The 23892-nt window shown below is 42.4% G+C and carries 16 protein-coding genes; 8 read left to right on the forward strand and 8 right to left on the reverse strand.

What is annotated here, in order from left to right; translation table 11 throughout:
- Window positions 1-258: 258 nt before the first annotated feature.
- Complete coding sequence (gene mrdA, locus HUN01_RS24140) at window positions 259-2091, forward strand: penicillin-binding protein 2 (protein ID WP_181928305.1); 1833 nt, start codon at window positions 259-261, stop codon at window positions 2089-2091.
- Between the two features lie 400 nt (window positions 2092-2491).
- A complete protein-coding gene (locus HUN01_RS24145) occupies window positions 2492-2929 on the forward strand; it encodes an NUDIX hydrolase (protein ID WP_069069944.1) in 438 nt (145 codons plus the stop codon).
- 135 nt (window positions 2930-3064) lie between these two features.
- Here HUN01_RS24145 and pip read toward each other — a convergent pair whose 3' ends face one another.
- Window positions 3065-4012, reverse strand: a complete 948-nt coding sequence (gene pip / locus HUN01_RS24150) for a prolyl aminopeptidase (RefSeq protein WP_181928306.1) — start codon at window positions 4010-4012, stop codon at window positions 3065-3067.
- 135 nt (window positions 4013-4147) lie between these two features.
- Between pip and HUN01_RS24155 the strand changes: the two genes are divergently transcribed.
- The 3 genes from HUN01_RS24155 (at window position 4148) to HUN01_RS24165 (ending at window position 9076) form a co-directional block, all read left to right on the forward strand.
- On the forward strand, window positions 4148-6340 hold the full coding sequence (locus HUN01_RS24155) for a GUN4 domain-containing protein (RefSeq protein ID WP_181928307.1): 2193 nt from the start codon (window positions 4148-4150) through the stop codon (window positions 6338-6340).
- 316 nt (window positions 6341-6656) lie between these two features.
- Window positions 6657-8189 (forward strand): DUF1565 domain-containing protein, encoded by a 1533-nt coding sequence (locus HUN01_RS24160; protein WP_181932798.1) that lies wholly within the window; start codon window positions 6657-6659, stop codon window positions 8187-8189.
- Between the two features lie 128 nt (window positions 8190-8317).
- Entirely contained in the window at window positions 8318-9076 is a 759-nt protein-coding gene (locus HUN01_RS24165; protein ID WP_181928308.1) for a hypothetical protein, read from the forward strand.
- Window positions 9077-9169: 93 nt separating this feature from the next.
- On the opposite strand, the gene HUN01_RS24170 is transcribed toward HUN01_RS24165, so the two are convergent.
- Window positions 9170-11221 (reverse strand): tetratricopeptide repeat protein, encoded by a 2052-nt coding sequence (locus tag HUN01_RS24170; protein ID WP_181928309.1) that lies wholly within the window; start codon window positions 11219-11221, stop codon window positions 9170-9172.
- Between the two features lie 376 nt (window positions 11222-11597).
- Window positions 11598-12368, reverse strand: coding sequence for a PEP-CTERM sorting domain-containing protein (locus HUN01_RS35610; RefSeq protein WP_238845582.1), 771 nt, complete (start codon window positions 12366-12368; stop codon window positions 11598-11600).
- A gap of 592 nt (window positions 12369-12960) precedes the next feature.
- Between HUN01_RS35610 and HUN01_RS24180 the strand changes: the two genes are divergently transcribed.
- Entirely contained in the window at window positions 12961-13221 is a 261-nt protein-coding gene (locus HUN01_RS24180) for a hypothetical protein (protein ID WP_069069950.1), read from the forward strand.
- 298 nt (window positions 13222-13519) lie between these two features.
- On the forward strand, window positions 13520-14197 hold the full coding sequence (locus tag HUN01_RS24185; RefSeq protein ID WP_181928310.1) for a class I SAM-dependent methyltransferase: 678 nt from the start codon (window positions 13520-13522) through the stop codon (window positions 14195-14197).
- A gap of 116 nt (window positions 14198-14313) precedes the next feature.
- On the opposite strand, the gene HUN01_RS24190 is transcribed toward HUN01_RS24185, so the two are convergent.
- Window positions 14314-15270, reverse strand: a complete 957-nt coding sequence (locus tag HUN01_RS24190) for an aldo/keto reductase (protein WP_181928311.1) — start codon at window positions 15268-15270, stop codon at window positions 14314-14316.
- 301 nt (window positions 15271-15571) lie between these two features.
- On the opposite strand from HUN01_RS24190, the gene HUN01_RS24195 reads away from it, so the two are divergent.
- The gene (locus tag HUN01_RS24195; RefSeq protein WP_238845584.1) at window positions 15572-16231 is read left to right on the forward strand and encodes an SDR family NAD(P)-dependent oxidoreductase; all 660 of its coding nucleotides are present in this window, start codon (window positions 15572-15574) and stop codon (window positions 16229-16231) included.
- 240 nt (window positions 16232-16471) lie between these two features.
- On the opposite strand, the gene HUN01_RS24200 is transcribed toward HUN01_RS24195, so the two are convergent.
- The 4 genes from HUN01_RS24200 to HUN01_RS24220 form a co-directional block, all read right to left on the reverse strand.
- Entirely contained in the window at window positions 16472-17527 is a 1056-nt protein-coding gene (locus tag HUN01_RS24200; protein WP_181928312.1) for a cyanophycinase, read from the reverse strand.
- A 586-nt stretch (window positions 17528-18113) separates the two neighbouring features.
- Entirely contained in the window at window positions 18114-18575 is a 462-nt protein-coding gene (locus HUN01_RS24205; protein ID WP_181928313.1) for a hypothetical protein, read from the reverse strand.
- A 555-nt stretch (window positions 18576-19130) separates the two neighbouring features.
- Complete coding sequence (locus tag HUN01_RS24215) at window positions 19131-21668, reverse strand: 3-keto-alpha-glucoside-1,2-lyase-like domain-containing protein (RefSeq protein ID WP_181928315.1); 2538 nt, start codon at window positions 21666-21668, stop codon at window positions 19131-19133.
- Window positions 21669-22567: 899 nt separating this feature from the next.
- Complete coding sequence (locus HUN01_RS24220; RefSeq protein WP_181928316.1) at window positions 22568-23755, reverse strand: glycosyltransferase family 4 protein; 1188 nt, start codon at window positions 23753-23755, stop codon at window positions 22568-22570.
- Window positions 23756-23892: the final 137 nt, after the last annotated feature.

Raw genomic sequence — 23892 nt, forward strand, 5'->3', positions numbered from 1 at the left:
TTTGTCAATTGATGTAGTCTTTTGGGCAGACTAGATTTGACACTTTGGTTTATTGTATCCGCCAAAAACAATTGTTCAAGAATATACTCACCCGATTCTTTTATGCTCAGTACCGAATCTTGATGCAAAGCAAACTTAAGCACTTTATTTGTACTTAGGCGTTCTTTGTTTAAGCTAATAAGTATTAAAATTGCATATTAGCAATTGCTAAAAGGCTGGCTAAGATTGTGTTTATTCATTTTGAATTTTGAATTATTTATGTCTTTATTCCCATCAATTGGCGGCAAAAAAGATACACGTACCGTTGGACGTGGTTTACAGCCGATATTTTTAATTATATTTACTCTACTGATGATCACTGGGATCAGTGTTCGTTTGGCATATTTGCAAATTACTGAAGGAGCAAGCCACCGAAAACGAGCCGAGTCCAATCGAATTCGGATGATCCCCAAACAACCAGAACGAGGCAATATCTTTGACCGCAATGGCAAACTTTTAGCCAGTACTCGCTATCCTCGCTCTGTATATTTGTGGCCGATGGCACATACCAAGCCAGCATGGTCGGTTGTGGGATCACGTCTATCTCAAATTCTCGACGTTTCTCAAGAAGAGATGGAAAAGAAATTAGAAGAAGCAGGTGCTAATTCTTCTTCACTGATTCGGGTCGCTCGTGACTTGAACGAAGCACAAATCACAGCATTGAAGGAGTATCAAGCCGAACTTCAAGACGTGGAAATTTCTACAGAAGCGGTTCGCTACTACCCCCACGGCAAGCAATTAGCACATATATTAGGCTATACGCGAGAACTTACTGCCGAGCAGTTAAAACAAAAGAAGCAGGAAGGCTACAGATTAGGTGATGTGATTGGTCAAATGGGAGCTGAAAAAGCTTATGAGAAAAGTCTGCGGGGCGAATGGGGTGGTCAGCAGGTAGAAGTGGATGGTGCAGGTCGGCCGCTCCGGGTTTTGGGGGAGAAACAGGCAAAATCTGGTAACGATTTGCACTTGACTATAGATTTAGATATGCAAAAGACAGCAGAAAAAGCTTTGGGCGATCGCGACGGTGCGATCGTGGCCCTTGACCCCAAGAACGGTGCGGTTTTAGCAATGGTATCTCATCCCACCTTTGACCCAAATATTTTCTCGAAGCAGAAACTCACCCAAAAAGATTGGGAATTTGTCCAAGGTGCCGACCATCCTTTGGTGAATCGCGCCCTTAGTGCCTTTCCACCTGCTAGCACCTTTAAAATTGTCACCACCACGGCCGGGCTAGAATCAGGTAAATATTCTCCTAACACAGTCCTACAAACCTACGGCTCCTTAACTTTTGGCGGTACCCGATTTGGTGAATGGAATCACGCCGGATTCGGGCCATTGGGTTTTGTCGGAGCATTACAGTGGAGTAGTGATACCTTCTTTTATCAAATTGGTCGGGGAGTTGGCGGCCCAACTTTAATTGAATGGACTCGCAAGTATGGATTTGGTAAAACAACTGGCTTTGAGTTTGCCAACGAAGAAGCAGAAGGTTTAGTACCAGATGAGAAATGGAAGCAGAAAGCTTGGAAGATACCTTGGACTGTAGGCGACAGCATTAATATGTCAATTGGTCAAGGTGCTTTACTAACTACACCTCTGCAAGTCGCCATCATGTTTGCCGTACCTGCTAATGGTGGCTACCGAGTCCAGCCACATTTGCTTAAAGACAATGAAGAAGCAAAAAGCTGGCGAGAATCTTTAAATATGAAGCCTACAACCATAAGTGTTCTCCGTCAGGGACTACGGAAAGTAGTATCCGAAGGTACGGGTAAAGTTTTGAAGCAACCAACAATTCCCCCAGTCGCGGGTAAGAGTGGTACAGCCGAAGCCTGGAAGGGTCGTGTTAAGCAAAATCATGCTTGGTTTGGAGCCTATGCACCGGCTGAACAGCCAGAAGTTCTGATTGTGGCATTTGCGGAACATTCTGGTGGTGGCGGTGGTAGCATTGCTGCGCCCATGATTTTACAAATTATGGAGGAATATTTTCAGCGCAAGTATCCGGGGAAGTATCAGAAACCAGTGCCTGAGAACATAGTAAACAGCCGTCGGAGTTGATTGAAGGAGGCAGGACGAGCAAATCATCCCTTTATCTTCTCGTTACGGCAACCAGGACAAGACCAATTAACGCAGCTTTAAATCTTTTAGGACTTACGCAAACAATAGCCGAAACGCTGATTTTATAGTAGGGGCAATTCATGAATTGTCCCTACCGCGTGTAGTTTTGCGTAAGTCCTATCTTTGACCACTACGCATATTGCAACAGACAGTAGAGGCGCACAGATATGCACCCTCTACTTCAACAATCAAAAACTTTCAATAATTAACTCTTATAATTAACAAATTATTTTTAACCTTTTCATAACCTAAAATTAACCAAAATTTATCCGGTATCAGATCTAGACTTTTTGAAGTAGACATTGTACAAAAAAGCTAGACCGTAAAGGATGCAAATTACATGAGTCGAAAAGTCAGCAAAGTGTTTAAACAGTCTGGCGTAATTCCTTATAGAGTGAACAATGGCAAAATTGAAATCTTGCTAATTACGACCCGTAACTTTCAACACTGGGTGATTCCGAAAGGAGATATTCCTAATGGCATGAGTCCGCCTGCTTCAGCAGCTAAAGAGGCGTGGGAAGAAGCAGGAGTGATTGGGCAAGTAAACGCCAATGAACTGGGCACTTATAAGTACCGCAAACGAGGCAAAATTTACCGGGTCAAGATGTATTTGTTACCAGTCGAGATGCTGAGTGAAGATTATCCAGAAGCAAGTAAAAGAAAACGGCAGTGGGTAGAAGTGAATAAAGCTATCAGGCGGGTTAAGTTTAATTCACTCAAACGAATCCTGAAAGGTTTTTTCCAGGTCAAATCTTACTTTTGTGCATTTCAACAATAATTTGTAATGACGCTCTCTACGAGACGCTAAAAGCGAACGCGGACTCGCTACCGCTGCGCTAACGTAATTCGTAATTAAAGTAATAGCATAGGAAGCAAGATACACCCAGCATCTCGTAGAGAGCGTAATTAGTAATTACGAATTGCTAATATTATCTGTTGCTTGAATCAAAGCATTACGAATTCCTGGTTCACTCATCGAATGTCCGGCATCAGGAACCACAATAAATTCGGCTTCTGGCCAAGCGCGATGTAATTCCCAAGCTGATATCATTGGGCAGACTACATCATAACGTCCCTGAACAATTACAGCCGGAATATGGCGGATACGGTCTATATTTAAGATTAATTGATCTTCGGTTTCTAAAAATCCCTTATTCATAAAGTAATGGCATTCAATGCGGGCAAAAGCTGAAGCAAATTCACTCTCGCCAAATTTTTGCATAAGTTCTGGGTCTAAGAAAAGTCTACTTGTACTACCTTCCCAAATTGACCAAGCACGCGCTGCTGTTAATTGAATTTCTAAGTCTGGACTGGTCAACTGCTTGTAATATGCTGCGATTAGATCATCACGTTCATCTATGGGAATCGGTTTGAGATATTCTTCCCAAGCATCAGGAAAAATATAGCTAGCACCCTCTTGGTAGAACCATCGCAACTCTTTTTGCCTCAGCATGAAGATCCCACGGAGAATTAGCCCCGTGCATTGAGAGGGATGGGTTTGACTGTAGGCTAATGATAAAGTACTACCCCAACTTCCACCAAAAACCGCCCACTTTTCTATACCTAAATGTTGGCGCAGTTTTTCGATATCACTGACTAAATCCCAAGTGGTGTTTTCTCTTAATTCAGCATGGGGCGTACTTTGACCACAACCGCGCTGGTCAAACATCACTATCCGCCATTTTTCTGGGTGGAAATATTGCCGATAAAAAGCTGGACATCCACCACCAGGGCCGCCATGCAGCACAACGATGGGTTGACCTTGGGGGTTACCTGACTCTTCAAAATGAATGGTATGAAGGTCAGAAACCTGTAAACTACCTTCTAAGTAAGGCTCGATCGCTGGGTAAAGTTCTCGCATTTTCGATATCTTATCAGTAATGTTGTCATGGCGATCGCTAGCTTTTTGGAACCAACTTCAGTAATTCATGTCGGTACGATTGAATACTATTTATATAAAAGCTACCGTACTCTTCCTGTCAAGGAATTTTAACAGATGTGTCCAGTCGGTGTTCGTACTAGTCACTCAACTCATGCCTTAGAAACCGGCTTGGCAAAGCTTTGGCTCATATTGGTGGGAGTCAACCAATATCAGGATGAACAAATACCCTGTTTGCATTACTCAGCATTGGATTGCCAAGGTTTAGGAGAAGCATTAAATGCTGCAACTCAGGGATTTCCGCAAAGGGATGTGAAGATTCACAACGATTTTGCTCATCAGCAGCCCTTATTAGAAGATGTCCGTACCAGTCTCAAACAAGTAGCATCTGCCACTAAATCTATTGACACCGTTCTGTTTTATTTTTCTGGACATGGGATGCTAGAGCCATCGAGTCAGCAGGTGGTATTGTGTCTCAAAGATACTCAAAAAGACAACTTAATAGAAACTGGTTTGAAGTTGCAAGAGTTATTGCAATTATTAGAAAATTGTGCAGCCCAGCAGCAACTTGTGTGGCTGGATGCTTGTCATAGCGGTAGCATGACGTTATTGGGTGCTAGGGGAGAAACACCAATAGATCCGCAACTCAACCCCACACAAGAATTAGTGGAAGTTCTGCGACAACGCGCTGCTAAGAGAAAAGGATTTTATGCCTTACTATCTTGCGATCAAGGGCAACAATCTTGGGAATTTCCGCAATTAAAACATGGAGTATTCACTTATTACTTAATTCGGGGACTGCGGGGAGAAGCGGCTGATTCCCAAGGCATTATTGAAGCGGATGGACTTTATCGCTATGTTTATCACCAAACCCTCGCATATATAGATAAAGCTAATCAGCAACTACGGGTGATTAATCAGCTAAAAAAAGGTCGTGGCGAAAATCAAATTCATCCAGAATATCCATCTCAAACGCCGAAGCGAATTGTCGAAGGAATCGGAGAAGTGATTTTAGGACTCAAACCAGATAAAACAGTGTCCACACGACATCCACGACAGGCGTTAGTTATAGAGGGACTTCCTAAGAGCAAGAATGCTTTGGCTTTGGGTAAAATACTCAGTACATCTGGTGGCTTTGAGGTAAATTATTGGACTATTAGCGAAAAAACCCCTACTTCGGATGTCCGCAAAGCGATTCAAAAATGTTTGTTAGCTGAATCTTTTTCCGAGTCACCCACTAGCAGCAATTCTATAGAAGAAACCGCAACTGTATTTTTATACTTGCGAGGGCAGATTCAAGAAACTGAACAAGGAGAAGCAGTATTAATACTTTCTGAGAATGTTGTACTTAATCGTTCCTGGTTGAGAAAACAGCTGCGCCGATGTCGATCGCAACAAATTATCATCCTGGATTGCCCCGTGGGAATGCACACATGTGCATCTCTACGCGATTGGGTGGAAGAATTGCAATTGGGACTCGATGAACAATGTTTAATTGCTGCTGCTGCGCCACCTCCAGAGGGTGAAAGATTTGCTTCTTCCTTGGTAGATACCCTCAATGTTGCTATTCAAGCATCTGGACTCACCGCAGCAGCTTGGATTACACAATTACAAGTAGAATTATCACGCACCGATATCGAACTATATTTCTGGTTATTTGGTTCTCAAGGTGTGATTGAAGTCTTACCAGGAAAAACTTTGTTTTCGGGCGATCGCTCTGAACAAAAAACTGAAGATATAGATGATTTGAGTTCATCTGTGGGGATAGATTACACTCAATTGCGGGATTTACTTAAAGCTGGGAGATGGTTAGAGGCGGATCAGGAAACTACAACTCTCATATTGAGGATAGCTGGTAGAGAAGAAAAACCCTATCTTGATTTAGAAAGTGTAGAAAACTTTCCCTGCATCGACTTATGTACTATCGATACTCTCTGGGGTAAGTATAGTCATGGACGCTTCGGTTTCAGCGTCCAGAAGCGGATTTGGGAGAGTATTAGAGATGTTTCTGCCAGCGATCCTGTACTAGCTTTGATAATTGGTAATGGTAATGTTGCTGCTTCCCAAACTTGTATTGATTTTGCCAATCGCGCTGGGTGGCGTTTAAAAGATTCCTGGATTGATTATAGTAACTTAATTGTGGAAGAAGATGCTCCCAATGGGCAGTTACCATACTTTGGTTTTTTTGAGCAGGTTTGGCGGTTAAAGCTATTAGGTGTTTGGGAATGGCATAGTGCGATCGCTACAGCTTCTTGGTGGCGATTATGTGTGGCTTTATTCTCTCGCATTGAAACTTGTCAAATTAAATAAGCTTGGGCATTGGGCATTGGGCATTGGGAATAGGGGATGAGTCTTTAATACTCGCTGACGAGTCTTTGAACTCCACTCCTCTGCCCCCATGCCCCATGCCCCAATACCTAGACATCGCCCTCAAAACTCGGAACTTCGAGGCGAGAACCTGGAATGTTGCGTGAGAGTCTATAACTTGTGTGTACACACGATCCGCTTGCAATAAAAAGTAACGTGGATATATTTTCTACACACAAAGATACTACTTTCAAAAAGTTTGCTACAAGTAGTGTTATTTATGATTGTCATAATTAAAACAATTGACTCTCAACTATCAATGGTGAACTCTACCCTCGTTGTCACACTCTATGTCAACCCTATGACTGGGAATGATACCAATACAGGTTCACGGTTGAGTCCGTTTAAAAGCCTCAGCCGTGCCTTAAAAGTAACCAAAATACCGACGATAATTTATCTGGAATCGGGGACTTACAGCGCCGCTAGTGGTGAGGTGTTCCCACTGATCATCCCTGAAGGGGCGAAAGTGGTGGGTAACGAAGCGAACAAAGGTGCAGAGATTTTAATTTCTGGGAGTGGCGAGTATCAAAGTCCCAGCTTTGGTATACAAAATATTACGCTGCTCTTGGTAGATAATGCCAGTCTTTTAGGTGTTACTGTTACCAATCCTTCACTCAAAGGTACTGGTATCTGGATTGAATCGGCTGCACCTACTTTAGCTAACAATACTTTGAGCAACTGTGGGCGGGAAGGTGTGTTTACCACTGGTACTGCTAAACCCGCAATTTTAGATAACATATTTGTGCAAAATACTGCTAGTGGGTTAGTGATGGCAGGTCATAGCCAGGGAGAAGTACTGGGGAATGTATTTCAAAGAAACCGTTTAGGCATAGCAATTAGTGACTTTGCCGCTCCGGCGATCGCAAATAATAAATTATCAGAAAATCGCACGGCGATCGCACTCTCTCGCAACGCCCAACCTGTGCTGCGTGAAAATCTCATTGCTAAAAATACCCAAGGTGGTCTATTAATCAATGGCAATGCAGCCCCCGATTTAGGTAATACCCAAGATTCCGCTGATAATATTTTTCGTGATAATAGTGAATTTGATTTACACAATGCTACTACCCAAAAGGTGATTTCCGTAGGTAATCAATTAAATCCTATTCTAGTCAAGGGCTTAGTCGAATTGCTCCCAAGCAATCCAGTAGCGGTTAGCACTAATTATTCTAACGCCCCAACAGAATCCCCATCTGAAAAACTCCCTGCGTTTCCCCAACTAGATGGACATTGGGCAGAACCATTTATTCAGGCATTAGTGAGGATGGATTTAACTCATGCTTTTGCTGATGGTAGCTACCAGCCAGATAAACCCATGACTCGCGCCCAATATGCAGTTCTAGTTGCGATCGCTTTTAACCCATTTCCCAAAATCCCGGCACCTGATTTTACCGACGTACCCAAGGATTTTTGGGCTTATAGCGCGATCCAAATCGCCGCTAGCGGTGGCTTTGTGGGCGGATTTAGCGATCGCACTTTCCGCCCTGATCAAAATGTGCAGCGGCTACAAGTGATTGTCTCCCTGGTAAACGGATTGGGACTACCAGCTGTTGATAGCGATGTTTTAGAGCTATATAGCGATCGTCATACCATTTCCGAATACGCCCGCAAAGCTGTTGCTACTGCTACACAACAAAAAATCATCGTTAATTACCCAGATCCCAAACTACTTGCACCTTCACGGAGAGCAACACGCGCCGAAGTTGCAGCAATGGTTTATCAGGCATTAGTTGCCATTGGACGAGCACCTGCGATTAAATCAGTCTATGTAGGGTTGCATTCTATAAGTTGACAAGTAGAATAGGAAACACTGCTTATCGGCTTGTAACTATTGGAAAAAAACCATGTAGTTAAAAGCACGTTAGGCTAATATGCGATGGGTGACCAATCTTAGACCTATTGCCTAAAGCTAATAGCCCCATGTTAACAACACTTCCAGACACCTCTGCCAACTTGGCGATCGCTTTATTAATTAACTATAGTTTCGATCTCAGTGGATATAGTGCCAATGAGCTAGTTGAACGTTGGCAAACGCAATACCCGCTGAATTGGCTACACCTGGCAGTGATTGAGGCACTCTATCAAGGTCGTTATAAAGCGGTTTCCGTGCAGCAAATCTTAGTATTTTGGCAGCGCCGGGATCAAGCTACATATCATTTCAACATGGAATTTGAACGCATGGTTTGTAGCAAGTTTCCCCAAAGCTTAACCTCGTCGCCTGTACCAGCTTTACCGCTAGCCAAGAAAAACCCCACTGTTGAGAAAGTGACGAGTCCTCAATTACCACCAGCGAAGATTCGCAATGGCTATCAATACAACAATACTGCAACCCTACAACTCAAAAGTTCTGAACCAAAGACATCTTTGAGTGAAGAAGAAAAGCAGGTAGATAGTGATCATAAAACTGTCTTGAAGTCTCCGCTTTCTGGGAAATTTACCTCTTCGGCAACCCTTGAGCGATTATCTGCTGTCAGCCAAAGGCAAACTTCACAAGAAAGTCCACCGCCTTCGCCATCACCAAGCCATCATCAACGACAGCCGAAACTGCTGCCACCGGCTGCTATTCATGCCCCAATTGGGCAATTTACTCCCGAAAAAAGCGATCGCTCTGACTCTTTTACATCTAAACTCAAAGCGATGTCTGGGGAACAGAATGGAAGTGTGAGGAGTGGGGAGTAGGGAGAAGATGAGCAGGGGGAGCAGGGGAAGTAGGGAAGCAAGAGTAGGATAACCCCAATGCCCAATGCCCAATGCCCAATGCCTTTTAGGTTTTTAGGCTGTAATTAACTCCTTAAAGCGCTCATCATCAGCAATATCATCAAAATCTAGGTCAGTTGTTGCGTCTTCTTTATACCTGGGATTAAGTTCAATTGCTTGTTGGAGAGATAGCAGAGATAGTTCAACTTGTCTTTGCAGTGCGTAACAGGCTGCTTTGTTGTAATGGGCACTGGCGTAATCTGACTTAATTTCTAAGGCTTTGTTAAAACTAGCGATCGCTTCATCATCGCGTCCTAATCTCACCAAAGTATAACCGCGTTTATCCCAGATTTTGGGAGAATTGGGTTGGAATTCCTGGGCTTTATCCAAGGATGCTATTGCTTCTTCATATTGTTCTAATGCTACTAGAGAAAGACCGCGATTTAACCAAGCGACTGCATCATCAGGCTTGATTTGTGTAGCTTTGTCAAATGAAGCAAAGGCTTGCTGATGCTGTTGTAAGTTTCCAAAAGCAACGCCGCGATCGCACCAAGCTTGATGATAATCTGGCTGAATCTGAATCGCTCTATCATAGGAAGCGATCGCATCTTTGTAGCGTTTCAACCTTCCCAGAGTTAGACCTCGTTTTAACCAAGGCACAGGTTCATCAGCTTGGATTTTAACCGCTTGGTTGTAAGCTGCGATCGCATCTTCATAGCGCTTTTTATAAAATAGCGCATCTCCCTCTTTTACATACTCATCAGCAGTGAATTCGGGTTGTTGTGGCTGTTCCTTTATTTCTTCCTCAACTTCAGAATTAACTACCTCTGGGATAGATTCAGGTGTAATTTCAGTTAATTCTTGAAGGATGAGATCCTTTCTTTCTTGAGCATCCAATTGTAACTCAGAGAGTTGAGAGACAAACTCAGTTTCTAATCTTTCTAACTTCTCTAAAATGAGAATCTTTTGTTGTTGAGCATTCCATTGTAATTCTGAGAATTGTGAACTAAACTCAGAACCAGATTTCTCTAAATTCTCAATAATTAACTCTTTGCGCTTTTGAGCATCTATTTGTAATTCTGATAGTTGTTCAGCAAATTCTGACTGCAATGCTGCTAAATTCTCAACAACTTTATTTTTTTGCTCTTGAGCATCTACCTGTAATTCTGATAATTTAAACTTCAATTCTTTATCTAAACTTTCAAATGTGATATCTTTTTGTTTTTGAGCCTCTACCTGTAATTCTGATAGTTGTTCAGCAAATTCTGATTGCAATTTTGTTAAGCTTTCAATAGCTATATCCTTTTGTTTTTGAGCATCAGACTGCCATCCAGAAAGTTGAGATGTGAACTCAGACCTTGATACTTCTAAATCAGCAACCGCTAATTCTTGCTGTTGTTGCACACCTAACTTGAAATTAGATAGTTCCGCTGTCATCACAGATGCTAATTTACTTAGATTCTCCAGTGCAATATCTCTTTGTTGTTGAGCATCAAACTCTAACTTAGACAGTGCAGAAGCAAATTTTGACTCTAAAACTTCTATATTTCCTTGAGATTTTTTGAGTTCAGTTTCTAATCTACTTAATACCTGTGCTTTAGCTAAATCTAGCTCAGAAGTAAGGATAGATACATTTTCTTCTTGTTCATTTTTAATTTTTTGTTTTAAAGCAACCGTTTCCTGCTCTAATTCATAATTGATTTTTTTAGATTCTTGAATAACATTTTCAGCTTCTTGCTTAACAGTGGTTAGCTGATTTTGCAAATTTTCCATTCCCTGCATTTGTTGCATTGCTCGATCAACAATTTCACGGATTACTGCCCGTCGTAGAAGCCAAAATAAAGCAATAATTGCGACTGGAAATAGACTTAATATAACTAGCCAGATATTAATTAGAATAGTTGTACGGCTAAAAGCCCTCTTTAAATCAGATTGAACTTGCTTTTCGGCTCGTAATCGCGTCAATTCTTCCCGTTCCTGATTCGATAAGACTGGAGTAGGAGTTAGTGCTGGGGAGGGTAATGGTGCAGATTGTCCACTGGCAATAGTAGCATTTAGCACTAAAGGGAAAAAAACAATAGTGCTTTTTACAATTAAAGCGAAAATAGCTTGATTTTTGCTCTTCATAACAACCATCTCAGTCTCTTGGTCAGTTTTTGAAGCGGCGTGCCTCTCTCCAATCTATAACAAAATTAAGTAGTTAATAACTCAATACGGTTCCGATAAGCATTTTGAACTCAGAGTTACCTTTGGGGAAAAGGTTACTGGGTTTGGGTTAAAGGTTTTTTATTCTGCCCCTTTAAGCAAACCGTATTGCTTAATAACTATAAAGCAATAGGTTCAGTTAAGGGCTAATTGTACAAAATCGTGGGTTTTCGAGACGCGATAAATCGCCGTCTCTACAAGTGTTTTGGTCTTATCTGAACTGTATTGAACTATAAAGGGTAGGCATATTGCCTACCCTACAAATAAATTCATTTACACACAATCATGATTGAGGGTTTTATCGTTTGCGCTTCAGGACTGAACTAACCCCAAAAGTACCAAATGCCAATAAACCTAATATAGAAGCGGGTTCTGGAACACTTTGGCTAGAAGCGGTGTATTTGATATCGCCAATACCGATACCGTGGCTATCTGGATTTCTAGTACCGATATCATCGCCATCTGTAAAGACCAACTCAAAACGATCAATGGCGCTAGCAAACTTCACTAACACAGTACCGAAATCTCCGTTAGTAGCATCTGAATCGAATCCTATACCATCAAGAGTGTAAGCATCGACTTGCTGGATAGTATTTTTTTGACTTAAAACTGGATTAAAAATGGCGTTAACAACCTGATCTCCCAAAAATCCCTTCAAAATTACCCTATCTTGCCAAGTTTTGCTATTGCTGATATCAACATCAAACAGCTTAAAGGTGACATCTGTGAGGGGACTACTAAAATCTTTGAAGCTAGTCGTCATAGTCATCGAGTTAGCCCCCTTTGTCAGACCAACTGCTGAAGGGTTAATTTGTAGATGCAGACTTTTGTCATTTACACCCTGACTACCATTGAGAGTGCTGCCAATAGCGGGAGTCAACCCACTACCACCAAAACTAGCGAACGTAGTTTGTGAACCAAGGTCAAATTTCAGGTCAACTGTTCCTGTACCAGCTTGAAAGCTGCGAACTTCACCTGATTTTGGTGCTGTCCATCCAGTGGCGAGTTGATCCCAGTCTATCAAGGTTTCAGTGTTTCCTATATTAGATGCCTTCGCTGTTGTTGGCATTAGGACAGATCCTGTTAAGGCTACAACACATCCTAATTTCAACAGAAAACTTTTTGTCAACATATCTTTGAATCTTTAGTGTGATAGTAACTTTGTTAATACAAGGTTCATCGTGTCACACCTTTTATCTAAGTGGGTAGTATTTTATAGTATCTTATTTTTCACAGTGTATATACTTAAGCTAGACTTCTAGTGATAGTGTAGAAAAGTTTTTTGGGCTAAAACTGCCTTAGTGAAACCCTTTTAGGCTTAAGGGATTTGCTTTAAGTTAGATAAAAGTGAGACTTTGGTAGTAAAAAGTACAAATTAATGTAAAGAATATATAACCCAATACAGTTCAGATCAGCCCAAAAGCCTCATGTAGAGACGCGATTTATCGTATCTTCAAAGACCAGTTATCTACACCAATAACCCTTAAACCAAGCGTATTGACATATAAGCACTGGTTGAGTGCAGATAATTTTTTACCTTACTCAGGAACTCAGCACTTTTCATAGTAGGGTAGGCATCTTGCCATCCTTAAACTAACATCAGATTATGTAGGAAAAGCAGATTAGTTTGCCTAAAATTTATTTAACAAAGGCGGTAGGAAATGAGTCGCATAAATCCCTATACACTGCAAATGCAGATTACCAGAATGTTTGAGCAGGGACAATCATTATTTGCCACAACCAAGGTGCAGGATTGGTTAAAAGAACGCAAACACAATCCGCTAGATTATGAGATTATTTTTCATCAAAAACCTGCGCCTCCTGGTTCAAAAGAAGTCATGGTAGTGGAGATTGAATTACGCCGTAAAGATGGACAACCTGTAGATCCTTGGTTGCAAGAACAAGCAAATCTCCATGCCTGATTTTAGCAAATAGCAATTTTCAATTTAAATTCAGGTTATCTGAATAGAATTTACCAAAATATAGCGTTCCCAATTGCGGAACGCTTTTTATATTATTGGCAAATTCTACTTCTGCCTCTGTGATTTTGCTCTTTCTGTGGTAGCTTGCGGTAAATCACTATGTATGTATATTTATTGAAATCACCCGATCAGGTGATTCTAATGGGTGAGGTATAAGCAACAAAAAATATCGTACCTTGAGGCTATCAATGATTGCTTGGTACACCAATTTATAGCCTTAAAAGTTAGGAAGTAGATAATGACTGTAAACCAAATTATTGGAGATTCACAAAAACAGATTTATGGTAACTTTGGCAAACGTTTTTTTGCCTGGATGATGGCTCAAAGTAGCAGCACGTATGATAAAATCGTATGCGATGTCTACGACGGGCTACGCCTACGCAAACGTTCTCTTTTTGCCAATCTTCAAGGTAAAGTGTTAGAAATAGGCCCAGGAACAGGCCCTAACCTTCCCTACTATCCTAAAGATATCCACTGGATAGGAATCGAGCCAAACCCACACATGCATTCCTATCTGCAAAAACAAGCAGAAAAGCTGGGTTTAAACATCGACCTTCGCATTGGTAATGCTGAATGGCTAGATGCTGAAGATAATAGCATAGATACTGTTGTTAGTACCTTAGTTTTGTGTTCAGTGCCGAATATAGATTATACATTACAGGCAATTTTAAGAGTACTAAAACCAGGCGGACGCTTCTTATTTATTGAACATGTCGCCGCACCTCCAGGAAGTTTATTACGACAACTACAAAGCACAATTCGTCCGATTTGGAAAGTGATAGGTGATGGTTGCCATCCAGATAGAGAAACTTGGATAGCCTTAGAAAAAGCTGGTTTCACTAGTGTGAATTATGAGCGATTTGATGCACAATTGCCAATTGTCAGCCCTCATATTATCGGCGTAGCGACAAAGTAAAAGAACTTTTTGGGGTTACTGAGTAAAATTGAATTAAAATATTTTTCCTTGTTAATACTCCATCCATGAAGGCATGGAGTATTCTGAATTCTGAATTCTGACTCCTGACTCCTGGTTTATGGATTTTCGCGCAGGAAGGTGCCAATCTGATCTAGTTCCTGCTGATTGAGGCGAAATTCCCCAGCACCGATGATTCCTTCCACCTGCTTTGGATTGCGTCCGCCCACGATCGCAGCTGTCACCGCCGGATTGTTTAAAGTCCAAGCGATCGCTACCTCACCGGCCGAGCGATCGTGTTGTTGAGCAATGTGCTGCAACACCTCGACTAGCTTCAAGTTACGAGACAGACGTGGCTCCTGAAATTCACTGCTATTCTTACGCCAATCATCATCTGGGAAATTGGCAATCCGCTCAGGTGTCATCTTTCCTGTGAGCAAGCCAGATTGCATCGGTGAATACACAATCACACCTATGTTATTTTCCTGACAAAAAGGCAGAATTTCCTTCTCGACATCGCGCTTCACCAGTGAATAAGGTGGTTGCAATGAGGTAACTGGTGCAATTTCCTGGACACGTTTCAACTGTTCTACATTAAAGTTTGAAACCCCAATATAGCGAACCTTACCTTCATCCTTAAGCTTGTTAAGAGTTGTCCAACCTTCTTCGATGTCTGAGTCAGGGTTGGGCCAGTGGATTTGGTAAAGATCAATGGTTTCAATATCGAGTCGGCGTAGACTAGCTTCAACCTCACGCCGCACAGAATCCGCCTTCAGGCTGCGACCAATTTCACCCTTTTCATCCCAGATCATTGAGCATTTAGTGAAAATGTAAGGGTGACTAGATCGACCTTTGAGTGCCTTAGCTACAACCTCCTCCGAATGTCCCAAACCATAGACAGCTGCGGTGTCAATCCAATTAACGCCGAGGTCGAGAGCGCTATTGATCGCTGCGATCGATTCCTGATCATCCTGCGCTCCCCAACCAAAAGCCCATCCACCTCCACCGATCGCCCAAGCACCAAAGCCGATTGGGGTAATGTGAAGCTCCGAATTACCAAGCTGTTTGGTTTGCATATCTACCTTCTTCAAGAATCTGTCAAATGTTAGTCTAAGCTGCAAATATTTTCTCAACAGCTATCTGAGGTGTGAATTACTACTGGTGTAAACATAACGGACAAGTACTAGTACCGCAAGGCGGAATTAAAAATTAAAAATGAAGACAGCGTAAGGGTTTTGTTGATTGGGAATGGGTGGTTTATTTCCGCCGTACTGTACTAGTTGTGTAGCATTACTAAATCCTGAATCTTGTGTTTATCACTAGATTTACTCGAAGATAGTAACAGTTGTCAGTGTTCATTAAAATATAGAAAAAAATATGTCAGAAGATTTAAAAGGCAAAGTTGCGCTGATTACAGGTGCAAACAAAGGTATCGGGTATGAGATTACACGCCAATTAGGTTCTAGAGGTGCTACTGTTCTTGTTGGTTCAAGAGATATCGGACGTGGTGAAGAAGCGGCGAATAAACTTCGTTTAAATCAGATCGATGCTCGATCAGTTCAACTTGATGTCATCGACCAAAAAACAATCGATTCCGTGAGTGAACAAATCGAGAGCGAATTCGGAAAACTTGACATCCTTGTAAACAATGCTGGGATACTGGTTGATGGCGATCGCCTTCCACCTAGTCAAGTTGATATTGAAACACTGCGACAAACTTATGAAACCAATGTATTTGGAGTGTTTGCAGTTACAAAAGCCCTGCTGCCACTTTTAAAAAAGTCAACAGCAGGGCGAATAGTGAATTTATCAAGTGGTTTAGGTTCTCTGACTCAAAACTCTGATCCTAATTATGAGTTCGTTGATTTTAAGCTTCTTGCTTATAACTCATCAAAAACAGCAGTGAATGCAATCTATAGGCTGCTGAACTTAAAGATACCCCGATTAAAGTCAATGCTGCTGACCCTGGTTTCACAGCAACAGACATTAATCAATACCAAGGGTATCGCACTGTTGAGCAAGGAGCGATCGCAATAGTGAGACTTGCTACTTTACCTGATGATGGTTCTAGCGGAGGGTTTTTTGATGAAAATGGCGTGGTTCCCTGGTAGAAAGTAGAGAGGAATCGGGCATTGGGCATTGGGAATTGGGCATTGGGTAGGAAAAGGGAGAGTTAAAACTTAAACTTTGAGCCTCTGAAGATAAAAGTTCAAATCTTACTCTTTATGCCCCATGCCCAATGCCCCATGCCCCATGCCCCATGCCCCATTCCCAACTTCAATAAGGATTTGAATCAATCCGTCCCCTTTTGACACTCCTGAGATAATACCCAGAGGTTGGTCTGTTTCTCAAGTTAAAGGTGTCGCCACTGCGAACTTTCCAAATTTTGTAATTAGAAAAGGTTAAAGGCTTGCGGGGTTCACAGACTTCAGGTTGATGATTGCCAAGTACAAAATACGCCGCACCCCTACCCATAACTTTCACCAAACCGTTTTTATCTACAAGAACCGATGTACTTTCACTAACTGCTATGCCTAAAACACTGCTAGATACACCATCCTTAATTTGACGGGCAATAAAAGTCATAATTCGACCCATTCTTTCTCGCCTGTCGAAGTGCGTATCTACGATAGTTCCCTTTAAATTACTCCAATTGAAAAAATTGTAAGTAAAAGTAATGTCTCGGTAAGGATCTTCGAGTGCGTCTCTAGTTTCAATGCCTTTTTCAGAAGAAGCGCAAGCATCATAGACACAATCACTTTGGATCATCGCACCCGCACTGGTGCCACCAACACCACCTCCCTTCAGGTAAACTGACTTAACAGCAGCCTCAAGCTTAGTATCCTTCCAGTTGCGGATGTATTGACATTGGTCGCCGCCAGCAAAGAAAACCACTTCAGCGTTTCTGACTTTTTCATAAATCTCGGCTTTGTTTGCCTCTTGTCTGTTGCGAATCAGAAGAGTTTCCACAGAATTTACACCCTTCATAGCAGAAATTAGCCGATTGTAATCGTGATTACCATTAGTGCGGAGAACTACAACATTAACTTTAGTACTGGAGTTGCTACTTCCCCGAACTTGGTTAATCATCCACTGGATAGCATCATCGACATCGGGGCCCCCTCCACCTAAGCTTAGGACTGGCCCCCCTAAAGAGGGACGGACATCAGATGAAGGAGAGGGAGAGGGGGAGGGGCGGACATCAACAGTGTCACCCAGGAAGTAGCGTTTCCAGCTTGCAATAAAACGGGTTATTAGGAAGGTTCCCATCTTCAACAACTTGATTCCTGTACTTTTCAAGCGCCTTGCTATGCTTGGGAATGCCTTTGTCATACTAAACTTCTGGAGCAAACTGCAATTATTGCTAGGCTATTACGCACTTTAATTGCTTATTTATCCGTGAAATTCGTCTTTTGTCATTAGTCATTTATCAGTTGTCCTTTGTAAATAATTAATGACAAATGACAGTTTTAACGAAAAAATGTGCAACTTAGACACGTACTAGCTTAACTCTGGCACTAGATAGGGTAAAATTTCCAGCGTACAGGGCTTGTACTGTTTGTTAACGCAAAATATCGCGGAGTAATCATTTATTCTCTGCCCTATTCTGCGAAAATCTCCCTATTGCTTGTGTCTTTTATAGTGCTTCTCCAATGGAAGCAATACATCACAATACACGGTGAGGACACAGCAATGCTGTGCCCTACGATCGCTTGAGCGATAACCGCTATAATTTCGACCAGATGAAATCCAAAATTGAAAACCAAAAAGGTAACTCTGAATACGGTTCGGATCAACTGGAGAAGTAGGAGGAGAAAAAAGAAAAAAGAAAAACTCCCCCTACTCAAGAACTGCTTGCCTCAACAAATAATTTTACTTAACCAAAAAATATTGGCTATTTTCCAATCATTAGGCCGAATTACACGCCTTCGCTATGCAACGAAATTAAGAAATTAAAACGCTTGCTGATTGGGTCTTTCAACAAAGAAGGAGAGAGGCGATCGCGATCGCTGCTTTCAAATAATACGCTTAACTCTTGATAGGGATTGTTGGTTGTTGAATCCCAGTTGATTTGCCCAACGTACTTGTCATTTTCGCGATCGAGCGTAATATTCTCTTCCTTATCCAAGGCTCCGGTAAGGCGATTAGGTTCCACCAGCTTCACTTTTATATTATCCACAAGATCGGGATGCGCTGGCGTAACAGAAATGCGTAATGGCGATGCAGAATAAAATCCGCTTCTGCCGCCCAAGAAAGTATATTGCCAATCAAGCTCTATCACGGCACCAGCAGTAAAAAAATCACCCACGCTGTCAGAGATCAGTCTCAAGTGGCGGTTGGTTTGGGTTTCTGTTGAAGCTAAGGTAGATAGATTTGCCATTGTTGTTTTGTCCAAATGTTTAAGTTGTTGAAATTGACTTAATTCTTCATCGCATCTCTAAAGTCAACGCCTTCTTTGGCGCAGCCTTTACGTGTTGTTCCCTATAATTGCGGAATGCGAATTCTCCGCCCAGGCACCAGTACGGTAAGATCGGGCCCAATCACATCTCGATTAGCCTCGTAAATTTCCCTGAACCTATAGACATAGCGGGCTCCAGAAATGTGGGATTGTTAGACCAGAACCTCTGAATAAACTCAAATTGTTCCCAGATATCAGACTGGTAGCACATGAATAGCAACCCAACACCACCTGTAGGTAGTCGATCGAGGTTGCTATAGTCGCTGATCTCTGTACCATAGGGGTTAATTTTTGCAGGTCGATGCATTAAAGGTGCACCTTTGATGCATCAAAGGTGCAGATTGATGCATTAAAGGTGCAGGTCGATGCAACAAAGGTGCAGGTCAAGAGACTTGTGTGTACACCGTAGCTCCTCGGAGAGGGGCCAGTAGGGAAGAGGTCAGCTTGGAATGGTACCAAGGTGTCGCAATATTCGGATTACAGTTCCTTAATCCGAATGTTGCGGAACTGAACTACTTCGGTATGGCACTGGAAGCCAATGAAACCTTCTGAACGCTTCTTCTTACCGTCGCTGGGATCGGCAAATCCTAAGAGTTCCGAGAAGGCTCCTTTACTAACTAATTGACCATTGAGTTTGACCTCAATCTCATTACCTTGCACTCTGATTTCATAGCTGTTCCAGTATTCTTGATTACCGGAGTTGCGCGGACTTAAGACTTTCGCAGCCCATTTTTGAGCGGGGAAAACTTCATATACTGCACCTGTTTTGTGCAAGGGACTACCATAAACGTTATTGCGGAAGTCGTAACCGCGCTCATCGATTTGAATTTCGGTGCTGGAGTTATAGAAGCTATCATCAAGAGCTTTGGGTTCTGGTGTTCGCAGGAAAATACCAGAGTTAGCTTCGATGTCGAAGGCTTTCCAATCCAACTTCAGAATGAAATTCTGGAATTTTTTCCGAGTAAACCAGAGAACGCCCAGGGCGACATTTTTATTACCAACACCTGCACCAAGCACAGCACCACTCTGATTTGGGACATCAAAGAAGTTTTGGCTACCTGATGCTGTAATTTCCCAACCATCAGCCTTGAAGTTACCCCGATAAAGGGTTTCAAAACCTGCTTCGTTGTCAATCGTTTGAACTTGGGAGTAGCGTTCAATAATTGAGCGAGCAATCTTACGGGATAGGGTTAGCCCTGTGGGTACAGGATTCGCTGAACCAACGGTAGTGAAAATAGACTGATCTACGCAATAGGCATTAGATACGTGGTGGAAACGACCATTTACATCTGTTACCGATGTGGTGAAGTCGTTACCAATCCACAATGTCCCTGATTCGTGATAAGTGGTACCTATTCCATCTTCCCCGCCGCTAAAGAACTCAATCGGTGCATTGGGGTCTTTTTTGGTGGCACTGCCTTTTGGTTGACCAGCCAACGCCTCAATGAAGGCAAAAGCTGCTTCAGATTGAGCATCTCGAACTTGTTTGTCTGCGGGCGTTTCTACTAGGTTTACAAATGCTTTAGGTACGCGCAGTTCCCGTCCGTTCTCAAAGTACACATCATCGCCAATACCGCCGAAGGGATTGACGCTGATCCAACTACTATTAGGATTACCGATTGGGGTTGTGCGATCGCCAAAGGTTTCGCCACAGGTGCGAATGCCGATCACAACCTTGTTCTCAATCGTCCCGGTAGTTTGAGCGGCGAGAATCTTCTCAAACTCCTCAATGTTCGGTACTACCCGGTAGAGGAACTCTTCGGGATTATTGGGGGCATTAGGAAAGGCTGAGGTGAATACATTTGGGGCAGCATAAAACTGAAAGTGGAATTGTCCCGGGCCTTTGGTTGTTTGTGTTGAGCCTGGGATGTGGAGAGCAGCAGTCTGCAACTCTTTTTCCAGTTCTGACGGGACACCCAAGGCGGGGCGGGCGATCTTCCAAATGAAGTTGCCACGAACGTGAACCATCAAGTTCCGCCCGATCAACTCTGAGTTCGGCTGCAACGTTTTGGGGCGTGGGAATGAATTTAAAGCCAGACGTGTTGAATTGACAGTATTGCCTGCCAGCACGATCGCAGCGCTGGGTTTGACATCCAGACGCACGATCCGAGCTTGGCTCTTGTTGTTGGGGTCAAACGGATTTTTTAAAGCCACCACAATTTGGGTGACGACGCCGTTACTAGTTTCTAACTTGATTACCTCGGCATTGGGCACGAGAAACAGCCGTCGGTTGGCATCATTTTGATTACTGGCTTCGCGGATGGCATCGAGCAGCAGAGGCAAGCTGCTAAACTTGTCCATACTAAATAAGCCAGACCCCGGCGATTGACCTAGCACTGCGATCGGTGGATCTTGCACTGTTGTTAGTGACGGCACTTTGCTCAACACGCTTTTAGCACGGTCTTTGAGAATATCGAACAGATCGCCATTGATAAAGTCGGCGACGGGCCAAGTGCCGATTTCACGCTCTACATATTCATAGCCGTCGGGCTTGTCTTTGAGCCGCAGATATTCCACAACCTCGGCGGGCCACTGTTTGAGATCGTCTTCGACCAGACGCGGTGTCCAGCCGCCCCAAAACAGCGATTTGCCACCCACACAACGGTGATGATCATTTAGCCTATTAGCACCGGCATAATTTGAGGGTTCGCCGATGTTTCTTCCCTGGGAATTTGGCTCAACCAGTGGTTCCAAAACTGAGTTAAATAAGTTACCAACGCGAGTCAGATTTTGAAAATGTTCGCTGATCAGGAATGGCCCAGATTCCAAAACTAGAATGCGTGGTTGTTGGTTTGGTAAGTCCTTACCAAACTCAAACAACTTGGTAGCTGTGTATGCACCATACATCCCTGAGCCAATCACCACAGCGTCAAATTGACCACCTGCTTGTGCTGCGAGGATTTCTTCCCAAGTATTGCAAACTAAACGAGCAACTGCATCTAATGCAAAAGTAGTTTTTTGCACATCAGGTATTGGCAAAGCCTGTCCTGAATCAAAAAGTCTATTTAAAGGCATGAGAATTTTCCTTAATCATGATTTGTTTTCAACACAATTTGAATGCAATCTTTACTGTGCATTTAAATTCGGCTGAAGTTTTCCATTGATTGTTTACTACGCGGCTGTTTGTTAATAAGTGCCGCAAGAGAGTTAGGACTTAAATTGACAGAAAGATAATTATGCAGATAAGCTGTAATCTGCTTTCTCAGATCCTTCTGTGATTGTGATATTTCCTATTTGCCTTACAACTCAAACAATAAGTCCAAGTCAAAGAAGAGGAAAAGGGGCAGGGGGCAGGGAGCAGGGGGGAAACCTCATAAATAAATTTAGAGGTTGTTTGAAAAGTGTTTCGCTGTGACTTTAATCACTTTTAGATCCCCCTAAATCCCCCTTAAAAAGGGGGACTTTAATTCTGGTTCCCCCCTTAAAAAGGGGTTAGGGGGGATCTAAAATTTTTGATACCGACAAGAGGACTTTTCAAACATCCTCTTAGGGGCTTGAAACCATTTTTGCAGAGGAATTTCAGTATCTTTCTCTCCTGCTTCCCTGCCTCTTCGGTCAACTAGGAGGCATCATCATGAGCGGAAACTGCATTTCCAATTTTGGAAATTGGAGGGAGAGAAAAGTTCTTTACCCTATAAGGAACACCTAGCCACTTAATGATGACGTAATTGAAAAAAATCACATCTGTAACCCCACTAAATTTACTCTGCTCAAGGAATTAAATCAGTTATTAGTTATTCACTTTTTGCTGAAGCAGTGCACGTTGAAAAACTATCACCCCTTAATTGAAGATTTATGCAAGTTCAAAAACATTACCAAAAACATTACATTTATGAACTTCGATTCAGCAATAGTTAAGGACAGCTAAATTTAGCTGTCCCTGATGTCATATATGAAACAGTGTATTCTCTGAACTACCAGGCAATTTGCGATCGCTCTTGCACAACTCGCTGATATACTTCTTCAGTTTGCTTGGCTAATTTTGGCCAGCTAAAGCGTCGCTCTAAATCCTCATAAGCGTTATCCACCAACCATTGCCGATATCCTGGATTTTTCAATACTTCCAAAATTCCCCAAGCTAAAGAATTGGGATTGTTCACCCAAGTCACAATGCCTGTTTTGGTATGTTGCACCACTTCTGGAAAACCACCAGTATCGGAAACTACCACTGGAACACGAGAAGCAAAGCTTTCTAAAGCCACAATCCCAAAGGGTTCGTAAAGACTAGGAAAAACGGCACAGTCAGCAACAGTTTGGAATTTATCTAAGTATTCATCGGAGAGAAAACCGGTAAAATAACAATGATGCCAAATTCCCAAATCCCAGGCTTGGCGCTTGAGATGGTCAGTATTGCCGCCACCAACGATGACAAATTTAACATTACCTCCCATTTCTGAAAGGATTTTAGGTGCGGCATTAAGTAATACAGGTACACCTTTTTCGTAGGTCATACGACCGAGGTAGTAAACGATTTTCTCATTGTCTGTGGCAAATTGACGGCGAAAATCCAGAGCATGAAAATTTATGTGATGCTGTTTCTTTTCGGCTCGGATACCGTTATAAATGACATCAATTTTGTCCCAAGGACTATGTAGCGCTCGTTCTACTTCTTGGCGCATGTAGTCGCTACAAACGATAATCCGCCAAGCATTGTAAGCGAGCAATGTTTCTTTGCCATTTATATAGCCTTGGATATCTGTGTGAATACCGTTGTAGCGTCCGTATTCCGTAGCGTGAATTGTAGCAATTAGTGGTATTTTAAAATTATGCTTGAGAGCGATCGCAGCATCTCCAACTAACCAATCATGGGCATGAATTAAATCAAAGGGCCCTTCCTCCAAGATCAACTTACCACCGTGATCTCCCATACTCAAGTTGAGATTAACTACCCAGTGGAAAAAATCGTTACTATGTCCAACTGGTACGCGATGTATGTGTACTCCCTCAACCACCTCATACATCGAAGCTTGACCAAACTCTGCTGTAATTAGATGGACTTCATGCCCTAGCTTTGCTAGTTCTGGGTACAACTCCGCGACATGACGCGCAATTCCCCCAATAATCCTTGGTGGAAACTCCCAACTCAGTACCAGTATCTTCATCTACTAGACTCCCCAACACTTTATAAATATCTAACAAACTACATTTACCTAAAAATACAAGTCTGGCCAATGCAGTGAGTACTTTTACTAAAATTTTGAGATTTTTTAACAGTAATTTTGTTAAAGCTTATTAAAGG

The sequence above is a fragment of the Nostoc edaphicum CCNP1411 genome (genome assembly GCF_014023275.1).
Taxonomy (GTDB): Bacteria; Cyanobacteriota; Cyanobacteriia; order Cyanobacteriales; family Nostocaceae; genus Nostoc; species Nostoc edaphicum_A.